This window comes from Paraburkholderia fungorum (genome assembly GCF_900099835.1).
GTDB lineage: Bacteria > Pseudomonadota > Gammaproteobacteria > Burkholderiales > Burkholderiaceae > Paraburkholderia > Paraburkholderia fungorum_A.
On sequence record NZ_FNKP01000001.1, the window covers coordinates 174,990 to 194,371 of the forward strand.

General features: G+C 58.9%; 16 protein-coding genes. 5 read left to right on the plus strand and 11 right to left on the minus strand.

From position 1 onward, the window contains the following. Window positions 1-14: 14 nt before the first annotated feature. On the plus strand, window positions 15-701 hold the full coding sequence (locus tag BLS41_RS00835; protein WP_074762505.1) for a glycosyltransferase family 2 protein: 687 nt from the start codon (window positions 15-17) through the stop codon (window positions 699-701). A 59-nt stretch (window positions 702-760) separates the two neighbouring features. On the opposite strand, the gene BLS41_RS00840 is transcribed toward BLS41_RS00835, so the two are convergent. The 6 genes from BLS41_RS00840 to BLS41_RS00865 are packed head-to-tail and all read right to left on the minus strand — an operon-like array spanning window position 761 to window position 6,541. Further along, window positions 761-1,465 carry a class I SAM-dependent methyltransferase gene (locus tag BLS41_RS00840; RefSeq protein ID WP_074762506.1) on the minus strand — a complete coding sequence of 235 codons (705 nt, stop codon included), beginning with the start codon at window positions 1,463-1,465 and terminating at the stop codon, window positions 761-763. Further along, window positions 1,462-2,412, minus strand: a complete 951-nt coding sequence (locus BLS41_RS00845; RefSeq protein WP_074762507.1) for a DegT/DnrJ/EryC1/StrS family aminotransferase — start codon at window positions 2,410-2,412, stop codon at window positions 1,462-1,464. The genes BLS41_RS00840 and BLS41_RS00845 overlap by 4 nt, the downstream gene beginning before the upstream one ends. 3 nt (window positions 2,413-2,415) lie before the next feature. After that, a complete protein-coding gene (locus BLS41_RS00850) occupies window positions 2,416-3,399 on the minus strand; it encodes a DegT/DnrJ/EryC1/StrS family aminotransferase (RefSeq protein ID WP_074762508.1) in 984 nt (327 codons plus the stop codon). 3 nt (window positions 3,400-3,402) lie between these two features. Then, complete coding sequence (locus BLS41_RS00855) at window positions 3,403-4,143, minus strand: class I SAM-dependent methyltransferase (protein WP_074762509.1); 741 nt, start codon at window positions 4,141-4,143, stop codon at window positions 3,403-3,405. Continuing rightward, the gene (locus tag BLS41_RS00860) at window positions 4,140-5,537 is read right to left on the minus strand and encodes an NAD(P)-binding protein (protein ID WP_171910178.1); all 1,398 of its coding nucleotides are present in this window, start codon (window positions 5,535-5,537) and stop codon (window positions 4,140-4,142) included. The genes BLS41_RS00855 and BLS41_RS00860 overlap by 4 nt, the downstream gene beginning before the upstream one ends. A 32-nt stretch (window positions 5,538-5,569) precedes the next feature. Further along, entirely contained in the window at window positions 5,570-6,541 is a 972-nt protein-coding gene (locus BLS41_RS00865; RefSeq protein WP_074762511.1) for a hypothetical protein, read from the minus strand. A gap of 502 nt (window positions 6,542-7,043) precedes the next feature. On the opposite strand from BLS41_RS00865, the gene BLS41_RS00870 reads away from it, so the two are divergent. From BLS41_RS00870 to BLS41_RS00885, 4 genes are all read left to right on the plus strand, one after another. Further along, a complete protein-coding gene (locus tag BLS41_RS00870; protein WP_074762512.1) occupies window positions 7,044-7,502 on the plus strand; it encodes a sugar 3,4-ketoisomerase in 459 nt (152 codons plus the stop codon). 1 nt (window position 7,503) lies between these two features. Continuing rightward, a complete protein-coding gene (locus BLS41_RS00875; RefSeq protein WP_074762513.1) occupies window positions 7,504-8,634 on the plus strand; it encodes a DegT/DnrJ/EryC1/StrS family aminotransferase in 1,131 nt (376 codons plus the stop codon). Further along, the gene (locus BLS41_RS00880) at window positions 8,631-9,581 is read left to right on the plus strand and encodes a glycosyltransferase family 2 protein (RefSeq protein ID WP_074762514.1); all 951 of its coding nucleotides are present in this window, start codon (window positions 8,631-8,633) and stop codon (window positions 9,579-9,581) included. The genes BLS41_RS00875 and BLS41_RS00880 overlap by 4 nt, the downstream gene beginning before the upstream one ends. 84 nt (window positions 9,582-9,665) lie before the next feature. Continuing rightward, entirely contained in the window at window positions 9,666-10,484 is an 819-nt protein-coding gene (locus BLS41_RS00885) for a hypothetical protein (protein WP_074762515.1), read from the plus strand. A 187-nt stretch (window positions 10,485-10,671) separates the two neighbouring features. On the opposite strand, the gene BLS41_RS00890 is transcribed toward BLS41_RS00885, so the two are convergent. The 5 genes from BLS41_RS00890 to BLS41_RS39925 all read right to left on the minus strand — a co-directional run bounded on the left by BLS41_RS00890 (window position 10,672) and on the right by BLS41_RS39925 (window position 18,787). After that, window positions 10,672-11,733 carry an acyltransferase family protein gene (locus tag BLS41_RS00890; RefSeq protein ID WP_074762516.1) on the minus strand — a complete coding sequence of 354 codons (1,062 nt, stop codon included), beginning with the start codon at window positions 11,731-11,733 and terminating at the stop codon, window positions 10,672-10,674. Between the two features lie 456 nt (window positions 11,734-12,189). Then, on the minus strand, window positions 12,190-14,394 hold the full coding sequence (locus BLS41_RS00895; protein WP_436971990.1) for a glycosyltransferase family 4 protein: 2,205 nt from the start codon (window positions 14,392-14,394) through the stop codon (window positions 12,190-12,192). Between the two features lie 184 nt (window positions 14,395-14,578). Then, window positions 14,579-14,824 carry a hypothetical protein gene (locus tag BLS41_RS00900; protein ID WP_074762518.1) on the minus strand — a complete coding sequence of 82 codons (246 nt, stop codon included), beginning with the start codon at window positions 14,822-14,824 and terminating at the stop codon, window positions 14,579-14,581. A 109-nt stretch (window positions 14,825-14,933) separates the two neighbouring features. After that, a complete protein-coding gene (locus BLS41_RS37935; protein WP_083379917.1) occupies window positions 14,934-16,595 on the minus strand; it encodes a glycosyltransferase in 1,662 nt (553 codons plus the stop codon). 5 nt (window positions 16,596-16,600) lie between these two features. After that, entirely contained in the window at window positions 16,601-18,787 is a 2,187-nt protein-coding gene (locus BLS41_RS39925; protein WP_083379918.1) for a rhamnan synthesis F family protein, read from the minus strand. Window positions 18,788-19,382: the final 595 nt, after the last annotated feature.

Sequence of the window (19,382 nt, forward strand, 5' to 3'; positions counted from 1 at the left end):
ATCGACTGAAATCAATGAAACCGATCCGACTCGTATGCGGCACCCGCCGCAGCCGTGAGCAGTTTTCCAACGAAACGGCGCTTGGCCGTTCGCTGAAGCTCTACAAGCATCTGACGGAACCGCAACTGCATCTGTTCGACAGCAACACGCTGGGGTTGTCGACGATCTATAACAACGCGATCCAGTACGCGCAACAGCACCCGGCGATTCTCGTGTTCATTCACGACGACGTCTGGCTGGGCGACTTCTTCTGGACCGAGCGGATTGCCGAAGCGGTCGAAAAATTCGACGTGATCGGCCTTGCGGGCAACAAGCGGCGCGTGCCCGGACAACCGTCATGGGCTTTCGTCACGCCTGATTGCAAATGGGACGAACGGCAGTTTCTGAGCGGCACGGTCGGACACGGCAAAGGCTTTCCGTGCGACATCGTGTCGTCGTTCGGGCCGGCGGGCGTCGAGGTCAAGCTGCTGGACGGTCTGCTACTCGCGGCCGACAGCGCGACGCTCGTGAACAACGGCCTGCGTTTCGACGAGCAGTTCGCTTTTCACTTCTACGATATGGATTTCTGCAGACAGGCCGAATTGAAGGGCCTGCGAATGGGCACCTGGCCGCTCAGCGTCGTGCATGAAAGCGGCGGCGCGTTCGGCAGTCAGGGATGGCGCGACGGTTACGCGCGCTATTTGCAGAAGTACGGAAACTGAGAATCTGAAAAGACGTGCGGCGTTGCCCACGCCGCGCGCCTGTCATCGAGCCTGTCCGGTCAGAGCCGGGCAATCAGATCGAAGCGGAAGTCCGCGTAAATCAGACGCGGGTCCTGCGCCACGGCCGTGGCTTCGCTGAAGCCCATCGCGATGCATAGCTTCTCGATCCATTCGCCGTCCAGCCATGTACCGATGATCGGCTGCCGCTTTTCCAGGCCGGAAAAATAGGCGTCCCGTCGCACGGGATCATTGAAGTAGCCCCAGACCTTGCTGCGGTCCGGAATGTCGCCGATCATCAGAACGCCGCCGGGTTTCATCCAGTGACGAATCTTGCGAACCATCGCGACGATATCGCCTTCGTCGATGTACTGGATGCCCGCATACCACAAGACCCGGCTTAGCGAAGCTGCCTCGAACGAGGCTTCGCGAATGTCCATTGCCTGCGCACGCACGTTAGCCAGCTTTCTTTCGTTGAGCCGCTCGATCAGCGGCGCACTGATGTCGACCGCTTCGATACTCGCGATCCGCTCGCTGAAAGCCGCGGTGAAAAGACCGTTGCCGCAACACAGGTCGAGCAGCGTATCGGTGGCGCCGAGTTCGAGTTGATGGGCGACTGTCTCGACCGTGATCGCCCAGCTTCGATCGTCGATCGGCTGCTTGTTGCGGGTTCGCAAGACTTGCGACTGCTCATCCTTGTTGGCGACGTCAGTCTTGTATTCAGACCAGAAACGCGCCCAGTATTCGGTTTCTTTTGCTTGAGTCATGCGGAAACTACCTCGTGGATCGCGGCGTTCAACACCGCTTCATAACGCGCGAAATCGTCCTGCGCGATATCGGGATGGGTCGGCAGATTCAGGATGTTGCTGGAAACGTACGCGGAGTCGGCAAACTGCGTGTGGCTGATCTCGGGGATCAGCGTGTGATACAGCGCAGTCGGCAAGACACCGGCTTCGATCAGCGCGAAATACAACGCTTCGCGCTTACCGTCCAGGACGATAACGGGACAGTTCAACGGCACGGCGTGTTCGGGAATCCGCTCGAACAGCAACTCCACCCCGGGCAAATCGCGAACCCAGCCAGCCACCCTTTCGTAATTGCGCAAGCGCTGCTCCGACGCGGCAAGCACGTCGGTGCTGGCGAGCGTCGCCAACGTTCGCGCGGAGATGCAGCTAGCGGCATCCAGCAGGACGTCGGCCAGCTCGCCGCGATTGTCGAGAAAGAAACCGCCGTCTTCGGCAGCAATGCTCTTGTGCACGGAGAAAATCGCGTAATCGCCATAGGTCCCGAGGCGCTTCCCGCCAAGGCCGCCCAGCAGCGTATGTGCGCAATCTTCGATGATCTGCACGCCGTACCGGTGACACAGAGCGGTAAAGCGCTCGACGTCGACCTGAGGTACGCCGAAATAATGGATCAGGAAGACGAGTTGATATTGGCCAGTCTTGAGCTGCGCCTCGAGCGCGTCGACGTCGGGCCTCAGACGCGTGTCCACCCGATAGAACGCATGCGGAATACCCGTTGTCCTGATTGGGTCGAACACGCCCGAGCCCTCGATTTTCGACAGCCCGATATAGGCGGGAAGCAGAATTCCGCGCGGATCGAGCCGCTTTTTTGCCGCGAGGATGTGAATCATCGCCGCGCGAGCCGACGCCGTGTAATGCCGTGGCGCGACGTAGGGCTGAAGATTCTTCGCTTCCTTTTCGATGAATACCATGACCTAACCGCCCTTCAGAAAGCGCGCGAACACCGTGTAGAAATAATCGAGATCCGCATCGCGCAATCGTTCGTGAACTGGAATGAAGAACGCGTCCTCGCCATAAAAAACACTGCATTCGATACCGTGCCGCCAGCCGTGCCGCTTCATCGCCGCGAGGTCCGTGCCGGCGGGCGTGGTGAACAGGAAAGCACCCGGCACGTCGTTGTCGAGCAGATCGAAACGCGGCGCGCAACCGAGCCGCGCGAAGCGCTGCGCCAACTGGTCGTGATGACGCCGGCGTGCGTGCCTGATGTCGTCAAGACGCGGCATGGTGTGCGACAGCACCGTCGACAGGTGACGCTCGAGCGGCTCTCCCGCGCCGACCCGGCTCTGGATCTCGTAGCGGGCGTCGTAAGAAAGCAGGCCGCCCATCTGCAGCGGATAAACCTTCGGCAAGCTGAATACGATGAAGTCACCAACTCGTCCCATGTCGCCGCCCGGTGTGTCGGCAAGATAGGAATGGCACGCGTCTTCAATGATAGGGACGCCGTAGTCCCGCAACCCGGCGAGGTCCCGATACGGATAGCCGAATTCGTGATTGACGAAGATCGCCGCGGTCGAATCCTCAATCTTTCTCGACCACTTGCAGACCTGCTCGATTTCACGCGTGACGCAACCGCTGATATAGCGATTGCCGCTGGTCGTGAGAATCGTCACGCAATCGTCGCTCGCCAGTTGCAGCGCTGCGAGTGCGAGCGCAATCCCTTCCTTGCCGCATTCTGTGAAACACCATTTGCGGCCCGCAAACCGGGCGTCGAGTGACGTCGAGGCCGTCGAGGCAGGTTCCAGCCGGAGATTGTCCGCAATATCCGCCGTGCAGAACGGACTGATCCGATAGCTCGGCGAGTAGAAAGCGTCGGGCTGCAAGACGAAGCCATCGACAAACTCCAGCCGGTCGGCGGCAGCCGTCGGACTCGAAACCGGCGCGTCAGGGAGTACGCCCATTGATCAACCCTCTTTCCTCAGCACGATGCCCATATCGCCCAGAAGCCGCACATCCAGCTGATCCGAGATCGCGTACAGCGCGTCGATCAGTGCCTGTGGCATGTCCTTAAGCATCGAGTTCGGCAGTACCTTGAGCAGAAAGCCTTTCTGATCGACGATCCGGAATCCCGCTTCCTGCACCTCGCGCGTCAGGCGATCCATGTCATAGACCCGCTGATGGCCGACCAGATGATCACGCGGACTCAGCGTGTCGAGTTGCGGCTGGATTCCCATCAGCACCGCGAGACGGCGGTGAATCGACTCGGCATTCGGCACCGTGACGACCACCCGCGTGTCGTTCCCGCACCATTGCCGGATCGACGCCAGCGTCTCTGCCGGGTCGCCGACGTGCTCGAGGATATTGGTGGCGAGAATCGCGTCGTATTCGTGCTCGGGCCGGAATTCGGCGAACAGCGCATGGTGGATCTGCACCGTGTCGCCGTACAGTTCGCGCGCACTGTTCACCAGCAACTCCGCTCCTTCGATGATGTCGACACGCATGCCTGCGTCGAGCAGCTGGCGCGTGACGTTACCTTCGCCGAAGCCCATTTCGAGCACCCGTGCGCCGGGTTCGATCATCGAACGCACCCACTGGAAACAGAGGTGATGAAAGTGCTGATCGAACTGCTTGTCCGAAATCTGCTCGTTGAGGTGATACTGGCTCGCAATCTGATTCAACGATTCTTTGTCGACTTGGGGTTTCAAGCGAGGGCTCCTTCAGAATGGGCGATTTGCAACGCCTGGATCAGATGGTCGTTGAGTGTCGAGGACACGCAACTGCGGCTTGCGCCCATCAGATGAATGTAGGGGAATTGCTGCGTGAATGCGTCGCGCAGCGCGTTGAACGGTGCGATCTGCTCGTGTGCCGGAATGGCCAATGCGCCGGCGAAACTTCGGTGTGTGCGGTCGATCACCGCGCCGGGTTCGATGCCGTAGCGTTCGAGTGCCGCGTGAAAACGTGCGCGGCTGTCGTCTGCATGCTCGCTCCAGTTTGCCGAATTGCACTCGACGATGATCTGATGGGTATCGGTATCGGCCTCTTGCCGGCAAACCGTTTGATTGGTGACGCGGTAAAACGGCGACACGCTTTGCGGATCGATCAAAACCGGGAAGCGATTGCGCACACCGTCACTCCTCACACGCAGGAAGAACAGATCGAGGCTGGCCCGCCGCGTAGGGGTGAGCGAGGCTTGCGGCATGAGTTGCGCGAGCTCGCCGCCCCACGCCAGGCGGTCGAACGCATACTCGCCCTGGGCGGTCAGCACACGTCTGCTGTTTGCGTCGATTTGCGCGCCGCTCACCGAGGTTTCGATCGTCACATTGGGCAGGCTGCGCACCTTGGCCACCATCCGGTCGATAAACGCGCCGAAATGCCGGTCACGCGGATAGTGAAAGACTGTAGGCTTCAGCCGCTGCGGCGTAGGCCCGAACTGGCTCAGCAGCGTTTCCGGGTAAAACAGCGGCGCCCAGCCGCTGCGATGAAACACGGCCTTCACTTCCGATGTCGGCACGCCCAGTACCTTCCGGAACATCGGCTCGACGAATAGACCGTGGAAGGTCGGACCGTGATTCGCCAGCGACGCGGCCTCGAAGCTCGCACTTTCCAGAGGCGAGCCGGCCGCGTTCTTCAAACGTGGATGCAGCGCGTTGGCTGTCGAAGCGCAGACTTCGAGTTCCTGCCGTATCGCGGTCCGCAGCGAATCCGGCAGCTTGCCGAGAATGTCGAATTGATTTGTGATGATCAGGTCGTCACGCATGCAATCGCCGTGGATCATTTGCGGCGTGGGTAACGGTTCGACGTCGACGTAGTCGGAGAGGTAGCGCCGCACCAGATGAACGTACCTGCCGATGTCCGGTTTGCAGTCCGCGTCGTAGCGTTCGATGTTGTCCGATGGCTCGCCGAACAGTTCGAACTCGAAGTTCGTCATGCCGGCGTCGAACGTGGCGTCGCCAATCGTCACGCCCCGAAACACGCCGCCCCAGGATTTGGCCGGGTTGAGCAGGGTCACCCGCCGGCCGCCGGTGCCGAGGCGTTCCGCGAGTGCGAGTGCGGAAAGACCCGCTCCATAAACAACCCAGTCGCTGCTCTGCATGGTCAACAAAAAGCTCCGTTCAACGGACGCATCACGCGTCAGGCAGGCCGCCGTTCAAAATCGAGCTTGGCCGATTCCTGGAAACCGAGATTGCGCTTGAATCTGATCAGCCCGTAATTGGGCTCTCCATCGAGTGTCGAGATGCCCGCGTCGAGCACCCGGTATCCGCCCTGCTGGCAGAATCCGTAGATGGCCGACGCAAGCAGCACGATCGGGCTGAACACGCTCACGCCATCAATATCGCCCCAGTAGAAGACGTAGAAGATCGACCCGGTCAACGCGATACAGACTGACGCGGCGACCATCTCGCTGCGCGTGTCGTCGCGGAACACGGCGAATAGATGCATCCGGTCGGGGAATAACGCGATCATCTGGCGAAGCTGCGCAGCCGACATCGACACGCGCACGCCCAGTCGGGCCCGGCTGAGTTCGATCACGCGATAGACGTCGTCGAACCGTTCGTGTCCCACATTCTCCGCGATAAAGCCTTCGCGGGTCGCCTTGCGCAGACGCTTTGCATTGCCGTAGTCGATCCGTTCGACGAAAGCGCTGTCGTCGACATGAAGGTCGTAGTTCAACTCGTGCGCGGTCAGTTCAAAGCGATGGCGCAACAGCAGATTGAGCAGGCTCGCAAACACGGCCGGCTCGTGACTGGCCGGCGCGCAACGCACGCGGACAACGCGCGCCCCTTCGCGGGTCAGGTGGGTCACGAGCGTGCTGAAGAAGGTGTCGAGCGCCTCGAACTCCAGCGCGTGATTCAGGCTCAAGCCGCCGAATGTGCCGCGTTTCGGACTTGCCATGACACCGTCGTCGAGCTCGAAAAAAGCCACGGTCGCATAGACCTTCGCGTCGCTGCGCCGGATGAGCTGAACGTACGCATCGTGCGGCGAACCCGAATGCAGCCGGAAATAGTCCGGCTCGTTAAACAGGTGGTTGCCGGTCGCAGGATGAAAGTGATTGACGTGAATGTCGTACTTGTCATCCACCTGAACGATATGTTTCTTGAGCATTTGACACCACTTACATGACGAAGCCCCGCTTCGTGTCGGTTCGGACCTCATCGGCGATCAATCAACGGGCAGACTTGCGAACTCGCAGGTGAGCGTCGTTGCCATGCGCAAAAATCGCGATCGCGTTCCATGGCGACAGACATGGCAGCCTCCCGAACAGCATTGTCGGCTGCGACCGGGGCCGCTAATCGGCCAAGAAGACGGCATAACCACGATCAATTCAGGCAATGGGCGACACCCGCGTCCCATACGGCGGGTGCCGGCATGGCCAACGCTATATCTGCGAAATAGCCTCGATTTAGGTTTCAGTTCCTCGGTTCGGGTAGCGAATGCATCGGCGATACTCATCTCCATCGACGGCTGTCGTGCGCGGCGAGATTCGCCGCACGGCAGTTCGGTCAGATAGTCCGTTCACTGGCCGCCTTTTTGGGCGACGCCGCATTCGCGTCGCTGAATTCGCGCTCACCGGCGAGACGGACGAGAAGATATTGGGGAGCCTACCTTGCCACTGAACGATTGCCGCACCATTGAATTGCCGAAGATCACTGATCCTCGCGGAAACCTGACGTTTGTGGAGGGTGGCACTCACATCCCCTTCGATATCCGCCGCGTCTACTATCTCTACGACGTACCCGGCGGGTCGGATCGTGGCGCGCACGCACACAAGCAGTTGCATCAGTTCGTCGTGGCCATGTCGGGCAGCTTCGACATCATGCTCGACGACGGTGAGCGCAAGCGCAAATTCCACCTGAACCGTTCGTACAACGGCCTCTATATTTCACCGATGATGTGGCGCTCGCTCGACAATTTTTCGTCCGGTGCGGTGTGCATGGTATTGGCATCGGAAGTATTCAATCCAGCGGATTACATTCGCGACTACGACCAGTTCCTGCAACTGGCTCGCGGTGAGCCGCGTCGCTATGGCATGAGCGCGGGCGTGCAACAATTGGTCGAAACCTGACATGCCAGTCGATTTTCTGAACCTTGGCCGTGCCAACGCGCCGCTTCTCGATGAAATTCAGCAAGCGGTTGCTCGCGTCGTCGCGTCGGGATGGTATGTGCTGGGAAGCGAAACCACAGCATTCGAAGAAGAATTCGCGAGCTATTGCGGCGTGCGCCATTGCATCGGCGTCGGTAACGGGCTGGACGCGCTGACCCTCGTGCTACGCGCGCGAGGAATCAGCGAGGGTGACGAAGTCATCGTCCCGTCGAACACCTTCATCGCCACCTGGCTTGCCGTGAGCCAGACCGGCGCGCGGGTCGTGCCCGTCGAACCCGACGAGCACACGCACAATCTCGACCCCACGCTGATCGAAGCAGCGATCACGCCGCGCACTCGCGCCATCATTCCGGTCCATCTGTACGGTCAACCGGCACAGATGGATTCGATCAACGAGATCGCGCAGCGTCACGGTCTCTTCGTCCTGGAGGATGCAGCGCAGGCCCATGGCGCCCGCTTCATGGGACGCCGGGCCGGCTCGCTCGGCGATGCGGCGGCGTTCAGTTTTTATCCCGGCAAAAACCTCGGCGCCATGGGCGACGGCGGCGCGATCACGACCAACGACGACGACCTCGCCGCGAAGGTCCGCAAGCTGCGCAACTATGGGTCCAGCGTCAAATACCGGCACGAACTGATCGGCATCAATTCGCGCCTCGACGAAATCCAGGCGGCCATTCTCCGCGTCAAACTCCGTTCGCTCGATGCAGACAACGCAAAGCGCTCGGCCGTGGCCAACGCTTATAGCGAACGGCTTGCCGGTCTGCCGCTTCACTTGCCGGCGATTGCACGGGATACGGAGTCGGCCTGGCATCTGTATGTGATACGCGCCCCGCGCCGCGACGACTTGCAGGCGCTGCTGAAACAGCGCGGTATCGACACACTGGTTCACTACCCAACCGCGTGCCACCGCCAGCATGCATACGCAGGCGGCGAATGGCCTGCCCTGCCGATTGCCGACAGGCTGCAGGACCAGGTTCTTAGCCTGCCGATGGCACCGTACCTCGATTCAGATGAGATTCAGAGCGTTGTGACTGCGATATCCGAACACTTTTCCTGGGCGGCCGCGGCAGGTTGCATGGATCCCATTGCATGAAACTAACGACTGTCATCCCGGCCTACAAGTCGAAATATCTTTCTGACCTTCTAGTCGCACTTTCGAATCAGACCGTCAAGCCGGACCGGGTGATCTTTTCGGACGACAGTCCTGACCGGTCGTTCACCACGGCGCTGTCGAGCGAATCGGCGAAGGCCGTGCGTGCACATCTGAACATCGAGGTGATTCAGGGGCCCCGCCGCGGCGCGACCGCGAACTGGCGTCACCTGATGAACACGTGGAATGGATCGACCCCTCTCATCCACTTCCTGATGGACGATGACGTCATCTATCCCGAGTTCTACGAGCGGCACCTCGCCGTGCATTCGGGCGACGGCGTGAACTGCACGGTCAGCCGCCGCTGGACTGCGGTCGAATCGGGCCAGCCGATCGGCCAGCTTCCGCGGCCCGAACAGGTTGCGAAACATCCGGAGAGAACGCTAGCGCTGGGTGCCGATTTTGTCTTTGCATCGACGATTCCCAGCTGTAACAACTGGTTCGGCGAACTGTCCAATTGCGTGCTCAACGTCAAGGGAGCGCAACTGCTCGACAAGTCGTCGCTCGGCGAGATTTCGTTTGAAGGACTCGGCGACATTGGGCTTTTCATCGCGGCGAGCGTGGACAAGCCGCTGGGGTATATCAACGAAACGCTCAGCTCGTTCCGGTTGAACTCCCATCAGAACTCGCAAAACCCTAACAGTCAGGATTCGAAGCGTGCGCACGTCGCATGGATCGCGCTCGCACTCGCGAGCCGGCGCCTCGGCAAGCTGTCGCAATCGCAGGTTATCCAGTCGATGCTGACGATCAACCGCGTGATTACGCTCCGCTTTGCGGGGCTGCCCGACATGAAGGGATATTTCGACGCATTTCCCGGCCTGATCGCCGCCGATCCAACAGCCGAGGCCAACTTCCTGCACTGGTGGAACGCATACGTAACGAAGCAGTGATCATTCGTTCGCCGTCGGGCTGATGGCGAACGGAGAAATCTGTTCGTGGGCTGCGAGTCAATTCTCCTTCTCTAACTTCCTGCCATGCAGAACGCCCGCATCTATCAGATCTTTTATTCCGAGCAGACGCGCGCATCGCTCGACGAAGGTTTCATTCCGCTCGACAACACGAATAAGCGGCCAGACTGGTACGAATATTCGGCAATCCGCGATTTCCTGCACAAGAACGAGTTGAACGACGACACGTTTTACGGGTTTTTGTCGCCGAGTTTCAAGGCAAAGACCGGGCTCGACGCCACGGCGGTTCATGCCTTCGTCGCGTCGGTTCCGCCGTCGACGGATGTGGTGAGCTTTTCGCCGTTTTTCGACGCAGGCGCGCTCTTCGTCAACGTATTCCAGCAAGGTGCGCACGAGCATCCGAACGCGTGGCCCGCGTTTGTGGAGAGCGCGCGGCTGATGGCGCCGGGTGCCAATCTCGACAAGCTCGTGATGGATTCGACGCAAAGCGTGTTCTGCAATTACTTCGTCGCGAAGCCGCGCTTCTGGCGGCATTGGTTCGATCGCGCGGAACTGATCTTCCAGATTGCCGAGCAGAACGCGAGTCCGCTGGGACAGGCGTTGAATGCCGGAACCCAGCACCGCATGAACGCGTACGCAACAAAGGTGTTTGTCATGGAGCGGTTGGTCGCGCTGCTGCTTGCAATCGACCCGCAGTGGCGCGTGACGCCGTTCAATTCGATGCTGTTGCCGCTGGTTTATCCGAATGCGAATCGCGTCGCTCATGAACTGGTGATGCTCGATGCGCTCAAGAAAGCGGCGCGCGCCACCGGGCTGAATCAGTACATGGAGGTATTCGCGTCGCTGCGTGCCCGCGTGCTGACTGAAATGTCGACGCAGCGTTGACGGGCAGCCGGACGGCGGTGCTTGCATTTGAGGCTGTGGGCGCCGGACGCTGTTTGGGACACCGGTTGATCGAATGTCGGTAAGCCGGGTCCCCAAAAAAGCTCCGCGCTTGCGCCGCAGAGCCTCGATGTATCCGGGGTGACGCTATGAGCAGCTGCATCGCGGCCGATCTGACACGCCGGCCGTCTCACCGGCTGGCCGCTCGCTGATAGGGTGCTTTGGCGATCGCAATCTTTCGAATCAATGTGCGCATGGGTCTTTCTATCAGCACATGTGCCGCAATCGAGATTGCCACCAGAATAGCCAGGCAAAGATAGAAGGTCTGGTTATGGGTCAGATTGGTAATGAGTCTTTCACCGGGCACGAAGACGAGCATCTGCAATAGATACAAGGAATAGCTCGATTCGCCGAGCAATATGGCAACAGGACTTTCCAGCAGCCTGGCAGAAGGCAGCGCCAGCACGGCGCACATTGCGCACAGGAAAAGTGGAGCATACAAGCCGTTTTCGCCAAGCGAAATCAGGCCAGCAACGTCGGCAATACTGACCACGATCTGAGTCAACGCCATGCACGCCAGTGCGGCAATGCCCACCCGCCTCAGCGTTAATCCGTGTCGAACGACGATGACGCCCGCACACGCGCCAAGCACGAACTCGTTTAAATGCATCAACGGAAAATAAAATATCAGGTCATGCGAGTGCGACGGGTATCCCTGGTAATGATGGGTAAACAGATAAAACGTCACGTACTGTGTTGCTATCCATAGCGACGCGGTTGCCGCTATCAGCCGTGCGGTGCTGCTTCGCACTATCAACACCGTCATGTACGGGAACAGCGCGTAAAAGAATACCTCGACTGAAAGCGACCAGCCCGGCGCATTGACCGCCAACGGGTAGCCCGGAATCCAGGCTTGCAGGAGTAGCGCGGAGAGCGCGAGTTGCGACGAAGTTGCACTCGAAATCAGCGGCAAACTGAGCAGGAGACACGCCACATAGACTGGATAAATGCGGGCAAATCGTGCGATCCAGTATGCCTTTCGCGTCGACGTATCCATCGGCCCCCGATACACGGAGGCCATGATGAATCCAGAAAGGCAGTAGAAAAACGAAACCGCCAGATTGCCGTGAGCGGCGACCTGATTGAGCCATGACGTATCGAAGGGGACAACACTTCGGCCGAAATGAAAAAAGACCACTAGCAACGCGGCGACAAATCTAAACGGAGTCAAGCGTTGCAGACTCAATTTCATTCAATACCTCCTGGCGATTCATTCGTTCGATGATCGACAAGAGGTCTTTGCGAGCCGTTGCTGAATAACTTGAAGCCGCCCCCCCCCGAGCAACGATGCAAACGCGACACGGCGGAGAGTGAAACTGCTTTTCCAGCGCGTGATGCCCCTTTAAGAAGCCTAAATCTTACACTATTTAACTTTGTGAAATTTTGTGTAAGGTATGAGGGACATCCCCGATAGCCTGGCGTCGCTCTCTTCGCAGCACAGGATGCAGGCGGCGCAGAGCCTTATGGCTGCGGCTTTTTATGAAGCTGGCGTGTCGGTCCTGCGGGGTTCGATGAGAACGGCTTGGGGGTTCGGCGCCCGAGGAGCGCCGTCGCTGCTGGCTGGCTGTTTCCTGGAGGGCACGCGGCGCGTCCGGTTGCTTTCTCCGGCAGCGCCCCTGCGCTGCCTTGCCTCACCGGTTACGCCACGTCAGTCTGCCGTCCCCGCGATCTCGGCCAATCGCCGTGCGTAAGCACGGGCGACCGCATCCACTGAGTAGTCACGCTCGATGCGTGCCTTGCCCGCCTGAGCAATCCTCTCACGCAACGGTGCGTCGTCGATCATGCGTTTCAGCTGTTCGGCCGCGATCGCGACGTCGGGATCGCACCAGTACTGCCCTTCGGAGAATAGATAGTCGCCGGCACGCAGCGGGATGAGTTCGCCATCTACGAGGAACGCGGTGTCCGCTTCGCAGAAGTCGACGTTGCCGGAGAAGTTGGTCGCCACGACCGGCTGCCCCAGCGCCATAGCCTCGGCGATCACGCGACCGAAGCCTTCACTGCGATGCAGCGAAACATAGGCATCGCAACAGGCCATGAAGTCGGTCGAATCCTGCCGGCTCATCCGCTCGGACATGATGTAAATACGGCTGTCGCCCGCAGCCAGGTCGAGCACTGCGCGCCAAACCGGATCGTCGTCACGCACGTTCATCGCCTTGATGGCGAGCCCGACGCCCGCGCCCTGCTGGCCGAACGCCTGCTTGAACGCCTGCACGCCGGCGAGCGGATTCTTGCGGCTAAGCCACGAGTTGCCGTCGAACATCAGATAGAACAGAAACTCGTTCGACGGCAGCCCGAACCGTTCGCGTGTCGGGTCTTTCAACGCAGGCACTTCGACGGCCATTGGCATGTAATGGACCGGCGTGTCGCCCAAGGGGCTATAGACACTCTGCACGAAGCGGCTCTGCGCCCAGATCTCGTCGACCATATGATGCACATTGCCGAACGCGCTCGGCCAGTGAGGCAGTTCCCACGGCCACGCGCCGATCTTGTACGTCGGCGCGTCGATCAATTTACGGCCGCCCTCCAGCGCAAGGCGCACCATTTCCGGCGCCGGCAGGCAAATCAGGCTGATTCGATATTTGAGCTCGTCGCTGATCAGGTGATCGACCGAGTGATCCAGCTTCAGCGGACCCTGCATCGGCGCGTTGATCAGCGTGACCGGCGTGGCGTTCAGCTGGAGCACGCGCGCGGCCATGCGAGCATCTTCGCCCAGGCCGAGCACGCCCTGCGGGAAGCCGATCACGTTCACGCCGTGGCTGTAGCCGGTCGCTTCGACACGCGCGTAATAGCGGGTTGGCTCGCGCTGATCGTCAGCGTCGGTGCGCTCGACGCGGCGCACCTTGAGCGACCCCAGCAACGGGTATTCAACGTCACCCCACGCGCTCCACCAATTCACGAGCTGAGCGCGGCCGGCTTCCGTGCCGATGTCGTACAGGCTGCGCAGATCGGCGCGTTCGTTCGCGATCAGCGTGAGAAAGCGTGGCAGCAACGATGTACCGGCCTGCTGCTCGTCGTCGATGCCGGCCAGCACATCGGCCACCCGGGCAGCCGACCATTTGATGGTGTGATATTCGTGTTGTCCGTCTTTGTCCCACCACGAAAGCAGGGCTAGACGCTCGCTGAAACTGGCCAGGTTGAACGACTTCTGAAGGTCGAGACGTTCACTCCAGATCAGATTCAGAAAGCGGGGCAACGGCGGCAGCAAACATTGCTCGCCCCATTCCATCTCGAACAGCGGCCCGAGCACCGTCGGCGGTACCCACCTGATCACGCGATATTGCGACTGACCATGTTCGACCCACCACGACAGGCAATTGAGCCGGCCGACAAAAGTCTGCAGCGAACCGAACGCGGCCCGGAGGTCTGGCCGTTCGGCGACGAGCCGCGACAGAAAACGCGGCACGTGCAGGCCGTCGTCGACGGTGGGCTGCTCGGGCTCGAGTAGCACGCCGCCGATCGGCGGCGGGGTCCAATTGATGCGCGGATATTCGCGCTGCCCGTCCTCTGCCCACCAGCTCAGGCAGGCGAGCCGGCCGGTCAACGTGGTCAGGTCGAAAGCGCTGCGCAAATCGTCGCGCCCGTTCGTGAGGAGCGCGAGAAAGCGCGGCAACGGTATGTTGGCGGACTGCGGCGCCTCGACCTGCTCCAGCAATTCGGGCGAGGAAATCCGTTCGAGCAGGGTTTCAGCGAGGAGCTTCGTGTCGAGCGCGCTCGGCGCGGTCGAGCGAAGCCAGAAAGTCACGGCGTCCGGATGCTGATCGATCAGCGCATCGTTGTCGAGTTGTCGCAGATATTCAAGGTCTTCCGGACGAAGCGCCCAGTGGAAGTCCGAGTATGTCTCGCGCGCCGTCATTTCCCACCAGAAGTACAGCGTGACGCGGTCGTCCAGCGTCCTGGTATTGAAGGGCGCGAGGTCAGCTCTGAACTGCACTAAAAAGTAGATCGCGCTCGGCAGGCAGAATCGCTCTGCGGGCGAAGGGTACTGATACTCTGCCAGCCACCCTGTATTGTTTTTTTTGGGTCCCAGATTAAGCAAGTTATGCAATCCTTGAAGGCCGTGAGAAGGAATAGTCGTCGGTCAGCATAGGATGGGGCGAGTCGCCGGAGGTGTTCACCAACTGCTTGCCCCAACGCTGTCTGACCGCCTCTAATTCCTGGTTGAAGCAGCTGATTTTTCCAGCACAGGTTTCGCAACTCACGCCGACGCCGAGCACCAGACCACCTTGCCGAAAGTTGTTGTCCGGGTACGGCAACTTCTCGCCGACGTTCGCCTGCAGCGCCACCGAAGCGACTCGTCGAACCAGCCGGCGCTGATGACTTCAGTCATCAGCGCCCATCAGGCAGACGAAGCCGGCTGTGCGTAGCAGCGTGATGCGAGTCAGCGCCGGGCAGTTACTTGCGAATGAAATAAACGTCCTGATTGCCGTCCCAGCCGCCAGTCAGACGTTCCACGATCGTCAGTTGGTTTTCTTCGCAGAAAGTCCGCAGCCAGCGCTCCGGAATCAGCGAAATACCGTAACGCTCTCCGGCATCCACGACGATTTTGGCTCTCACCGAATTCTGACGTTGCGAGTCGACAAACGCATATTCGCCGGCGTCGTAAGACGACAGCAGGCGTTGGCGAGCTTCTTCGCCTACCGAATAGCAATCGGCCTCACCTAGACGCTCTCTCGACCGCGCGCCATGTGTGGTGACGACGGCAATGCCGCCCGACCGGATCTTGCTGAAGAAATGCTTCAATGCCGACTGGGCACCTGCCTGCGAAAGATGCGGGATGAGTGACGCCAGGGCTGCGACGTCGAACTTCTCGTTTTCGAGTGCGGCATATTCGAAAAGCGGAGCAACCAGGTGATGCCCATGGACGCCGAATGTCGAACGGCAAAATTCGACAGCGGGCGCCATGACGTCCGCGACATGGATATCGGATGCCTTGAATTTTCTGGCGAGGTGCCGGGTGTTGCGTCCGTAGCTGGAGGGGAGTTCAAGAATCGTCGGGTTTTTGCTACCGGACAATTTGGCGGCCCGCTCGACGAACTTCGCCATCTGCAAGCCAACCGATTCGTAGTGCCCCTTCGAACCGTCGAAGAAGTCGTCGTTGGGATGAACCGGCGCGGCAGCGACGATCTCGACGTTCGATTTCTCAGCAGAACCGGACGCGGTCGACTCGGCAAATACCTCGTCGATGCCCAATTCTCTAAGCGCACTGCGGATTGTCAGGTTTTCTGCATGCGTTTGCAGACCAAGCTGATTTTTCACCGCGTCACTGATTCGGGTAATTCTGCGTCGGGCTTCGATCAGCGCGGCCACTTTCTCGTATTCGAGCAGGCGTTCCCCGCCTAGTTTGCCTTCGGCTCCCACAACGCCAGTCGAATTACTCAGATCCGATTTGATGTAATAGTCGCCAACGACGGTTCCGATCAATTCGAAATCGGACGGATAGGCGGCCGTAATGCGCAGCAGAAGATCGTAATCTTCCTCCCACGTCAGCAGGGTATCGAAATATAGCTCGGGAGAAGCAATCGACCTGTCGATCAGGTAGGAGTGAATCGGGCAGAAGTTGGCCACGAACAGATCTTCGAGACCTTCGCCGGGGAAAACCGCCGAGTCTGCGCGTGTCGCCACGAGAAACTGCGGAGAGACGTCGGCATGCACCACCCGGACCGACGAGAACGCAATAGCGGCGTTGCTTGCCTTCAATTGGTCGACCAGAAGGCCATAGGCCTCCGGATACAACACATCATCGTAGTCGAGGAAAGCGACGTACTGACCACTAGCCTTGGCCAGTCCCAGGTTCAACAGTTCCGTGCGCGCATCTTTGGGTTCTTCCGACGTGAAATTCACCAGTTCCAGCGAAGGCGCGTCGTGCATCTTGAGCAAGCGAGCCAACGATGCCTCGACCTGCGCGATATCAGAAGGTGAGAACCTTTGCAGCGTAACGATGATATTGAGCGGACGATAGGTTTGTCCGACCAGCGAAAAAACACAACGCTCCAACTCATTGAGGCGTTTGACGTCATGAAGCCTGACGATACAGTCGACTTGATTTTCAATCATGTGTTTTACCAACGCGGTTTCGCGAAGCTAGTGTGTGCGGAGAAATCGGCGATCCTGCTCCACTCAACGGGAACAGGCTCTGGATACTGCTGAGGTAATTGCTTGCCCAGGCCATCCATTTCGCTCTGCAACCACTGCTCGAATTCCGCGCCGCGCCACTTCCTCGCAAGCAAAGAAGCAGACGTGTAAATCATTTCTATCGTCGATACGCTCATCTTGCGATTGGTGACACGATGAAGGAAAAGTGCCTGTGGACAGGTTTTCAGACCGAACCCATGCGCCCTGGCACGCCAGGAAAGATCGACGTCTTCGCAATACATAAAGAAGGTTTCGTCGAAGCCGCCCAATTCCTCGAAGCAGGTTCTGGAAATTGCCAGGCACGCACCCGATACCCAAGGCGTTTCGAGCGTCAGGTAATCATAGGGTTTGGGGTGTTCCGACGGGAATTGCAGTGCTTCGACCAGCGATCTTCCGTCCGACGCCAATACGGCTTTAACCAGACTGCCGATCGCGTCCGGATGCAGAACGCCATCCGGATTGAGTGAAATATAGATATCGGCGCCGTCGGCGAAAGCAGCGCGCATCAGCCTGTTGTGGCCGCCGCCAAAGCCCACGTTTCCTTCCGACGGGAAACGTGTCAGGAAGCTGCGGTCCAGATGACAGTGTTCGCTCGAATTACCGTTGTCGACCAGGTACAGATTGTTGGCTACCGGCAGGCCGGCTTCTGCGAGAGAGATACGGGCCGCTTCGACCGCACGCTCGAGTTCCGCCTGGTCATTGTTATAGGTCACGACGCCGATAACGACCTTTACGTTGCGCTGCCCTTTGACGTGCAAGCCAAGAACTCGTTGCTGAATGATGTCGGCAAGTCGTCGAGGCGGCTGCGCGATCGGCGTCGGCCGAACGGCGCGGATCTTGACACCCTTCGGGTCAAGCAGATGGAAAACATAATTCTTCACAAACGCTTTCAGATCAGGCGCAGACGCGATGTTCATCATTGCCGGAGTTTTCTCATACAGCTCCGGCCGCGCGATTTTCATCCAGTGAAAACCTGCGTGCTCGCATGCGTAGAAGAAAAGCCGCTCAATTGAATGCGCGAGCGTTGCGTCCGTCTGGCTAGCTTCAGCCGGAAAATCGTCGAAAGTCAGATTCAGGTCGACCAGATTTTTCAAGGCCGCCGTTCGCGCCCAGAACATTGAGCCGGATGGAAAATCGAGCGGTGCCGATTTGTCGATAGCGAAACCGAGACGGTTTGCCAGCTTCTGCGCGCCGTCGAAGTTGCCTCCCCAATTGGTCCAGTGCCTCATGGTTTCAAAATGCTGGGCCGCGACCATCCCCAACTTGGGATCATGTTCAAAAGCGTAAAGAACACTGCCGACGATTTCGGCCGAACCGGACAGGCTTTCGAGAATGAAGTGACGCCACTGGGCCAAAGCGCTTGCGTGATGGGACCGCTTGCCATGCAGACACAGAACGAACTCATAGCTCTCGAATACATTCTTGAATGCGAGCAATTTTGGCGCGATATCGCGGCCGCGGTTGGGGACCACGCGAACTTCGACGACGCCTTTTGTCCAGCCCTTAAAAGCATTCTGGATTAATTCGGCAGAGAATGAATCGCAGGTCGATATGAATATATCTACACCGACGGGAATGCTATTCAAATAAACACGAAACTCTGGTGCAAGTTCCGGATAAAACAAATGGATAATCGCAGCGACACGCTCCGTTTTCAATTGTTTCAACGTCGGAAACTGAAACGGAACCTTGGCACTATAATCAATTTCAATCGCACGACCTGCCTCCGGAGGAGTCACCGGCGGCAGTGGCGCTCCGTCTAACTTGACGGTAGGCATGATCCGCTTCAGGTGCTTGGTCAACGGATGCAGGAAGCGGGGCCACGAACGGCGCGACCCTGCAATGGACTGTGCAGATGTTTCGCGCATGGTGGCCACTTCGGCTGCCGCCGCGTCTGCGATTGCGCGATACCGGCTTTCGATCGCTTTGATTCTGCGCCGCTCTTCCAGAATCATGTCGCGCAGCATTAGACGGTGCTCGTCTTTGCCCCAAATGTGCTGATCTGTCTTTGAGGAGTCCGCAGTTGTTGCAGTATTTGGCTCGTCCGGGCGCTCCTCACCCGCGATTGCAAGCGAGGAGGACACACGATCCTGTTCTGTTGTAATCGAGTTCATGCGATAGCAAAAGTTGTGGAGTATGCGAGATCAAAAAACTGTGTGGTCGGATGCTGGACGGTCCGTCCAGGAGTCAGTGAGCGCCCACGTAATTTGGCTAGCTGCATTGTACCCGAGGATCTACTATGGACTTTCTCGCATGGCGGCTTTGAGCCGATCAGCAGCGTCATTCGCAGCTAAATTTACCGATCATTTCTGTGAACCGGTCAAATAAACCAGGAAAGTCACTTCAATAAATAGTCCCTACACAGCGGTCGTTCATCGGTGAAGAAGAAAATCAGGAATGTTAATTTCAAAGATCTTTCAGTTGAATATTGAAAGCCGGAAATGAGTAAGACTTGATGGGAGCTTGATGTGGGCAGCGTGCCGCTATCCGTGAAGACTTCGCGTGGCTGAAGTTCTGCGAACAGGCCTGAAGGGCGACTCACACGACACGATGATGTGCGTAAGCCTCGCACGTCGAAGCAGAGAATCTGATGCGTCGAGCGAAATGAGGAGTGCGGTCGCCAGCAGCATTTATCGATGCGGCGAACTTCCGTCCATCGGGATTCCAGCCCAGCCAGATTTCTCGCAAGGCCAAAAATGAAAAAGGCCC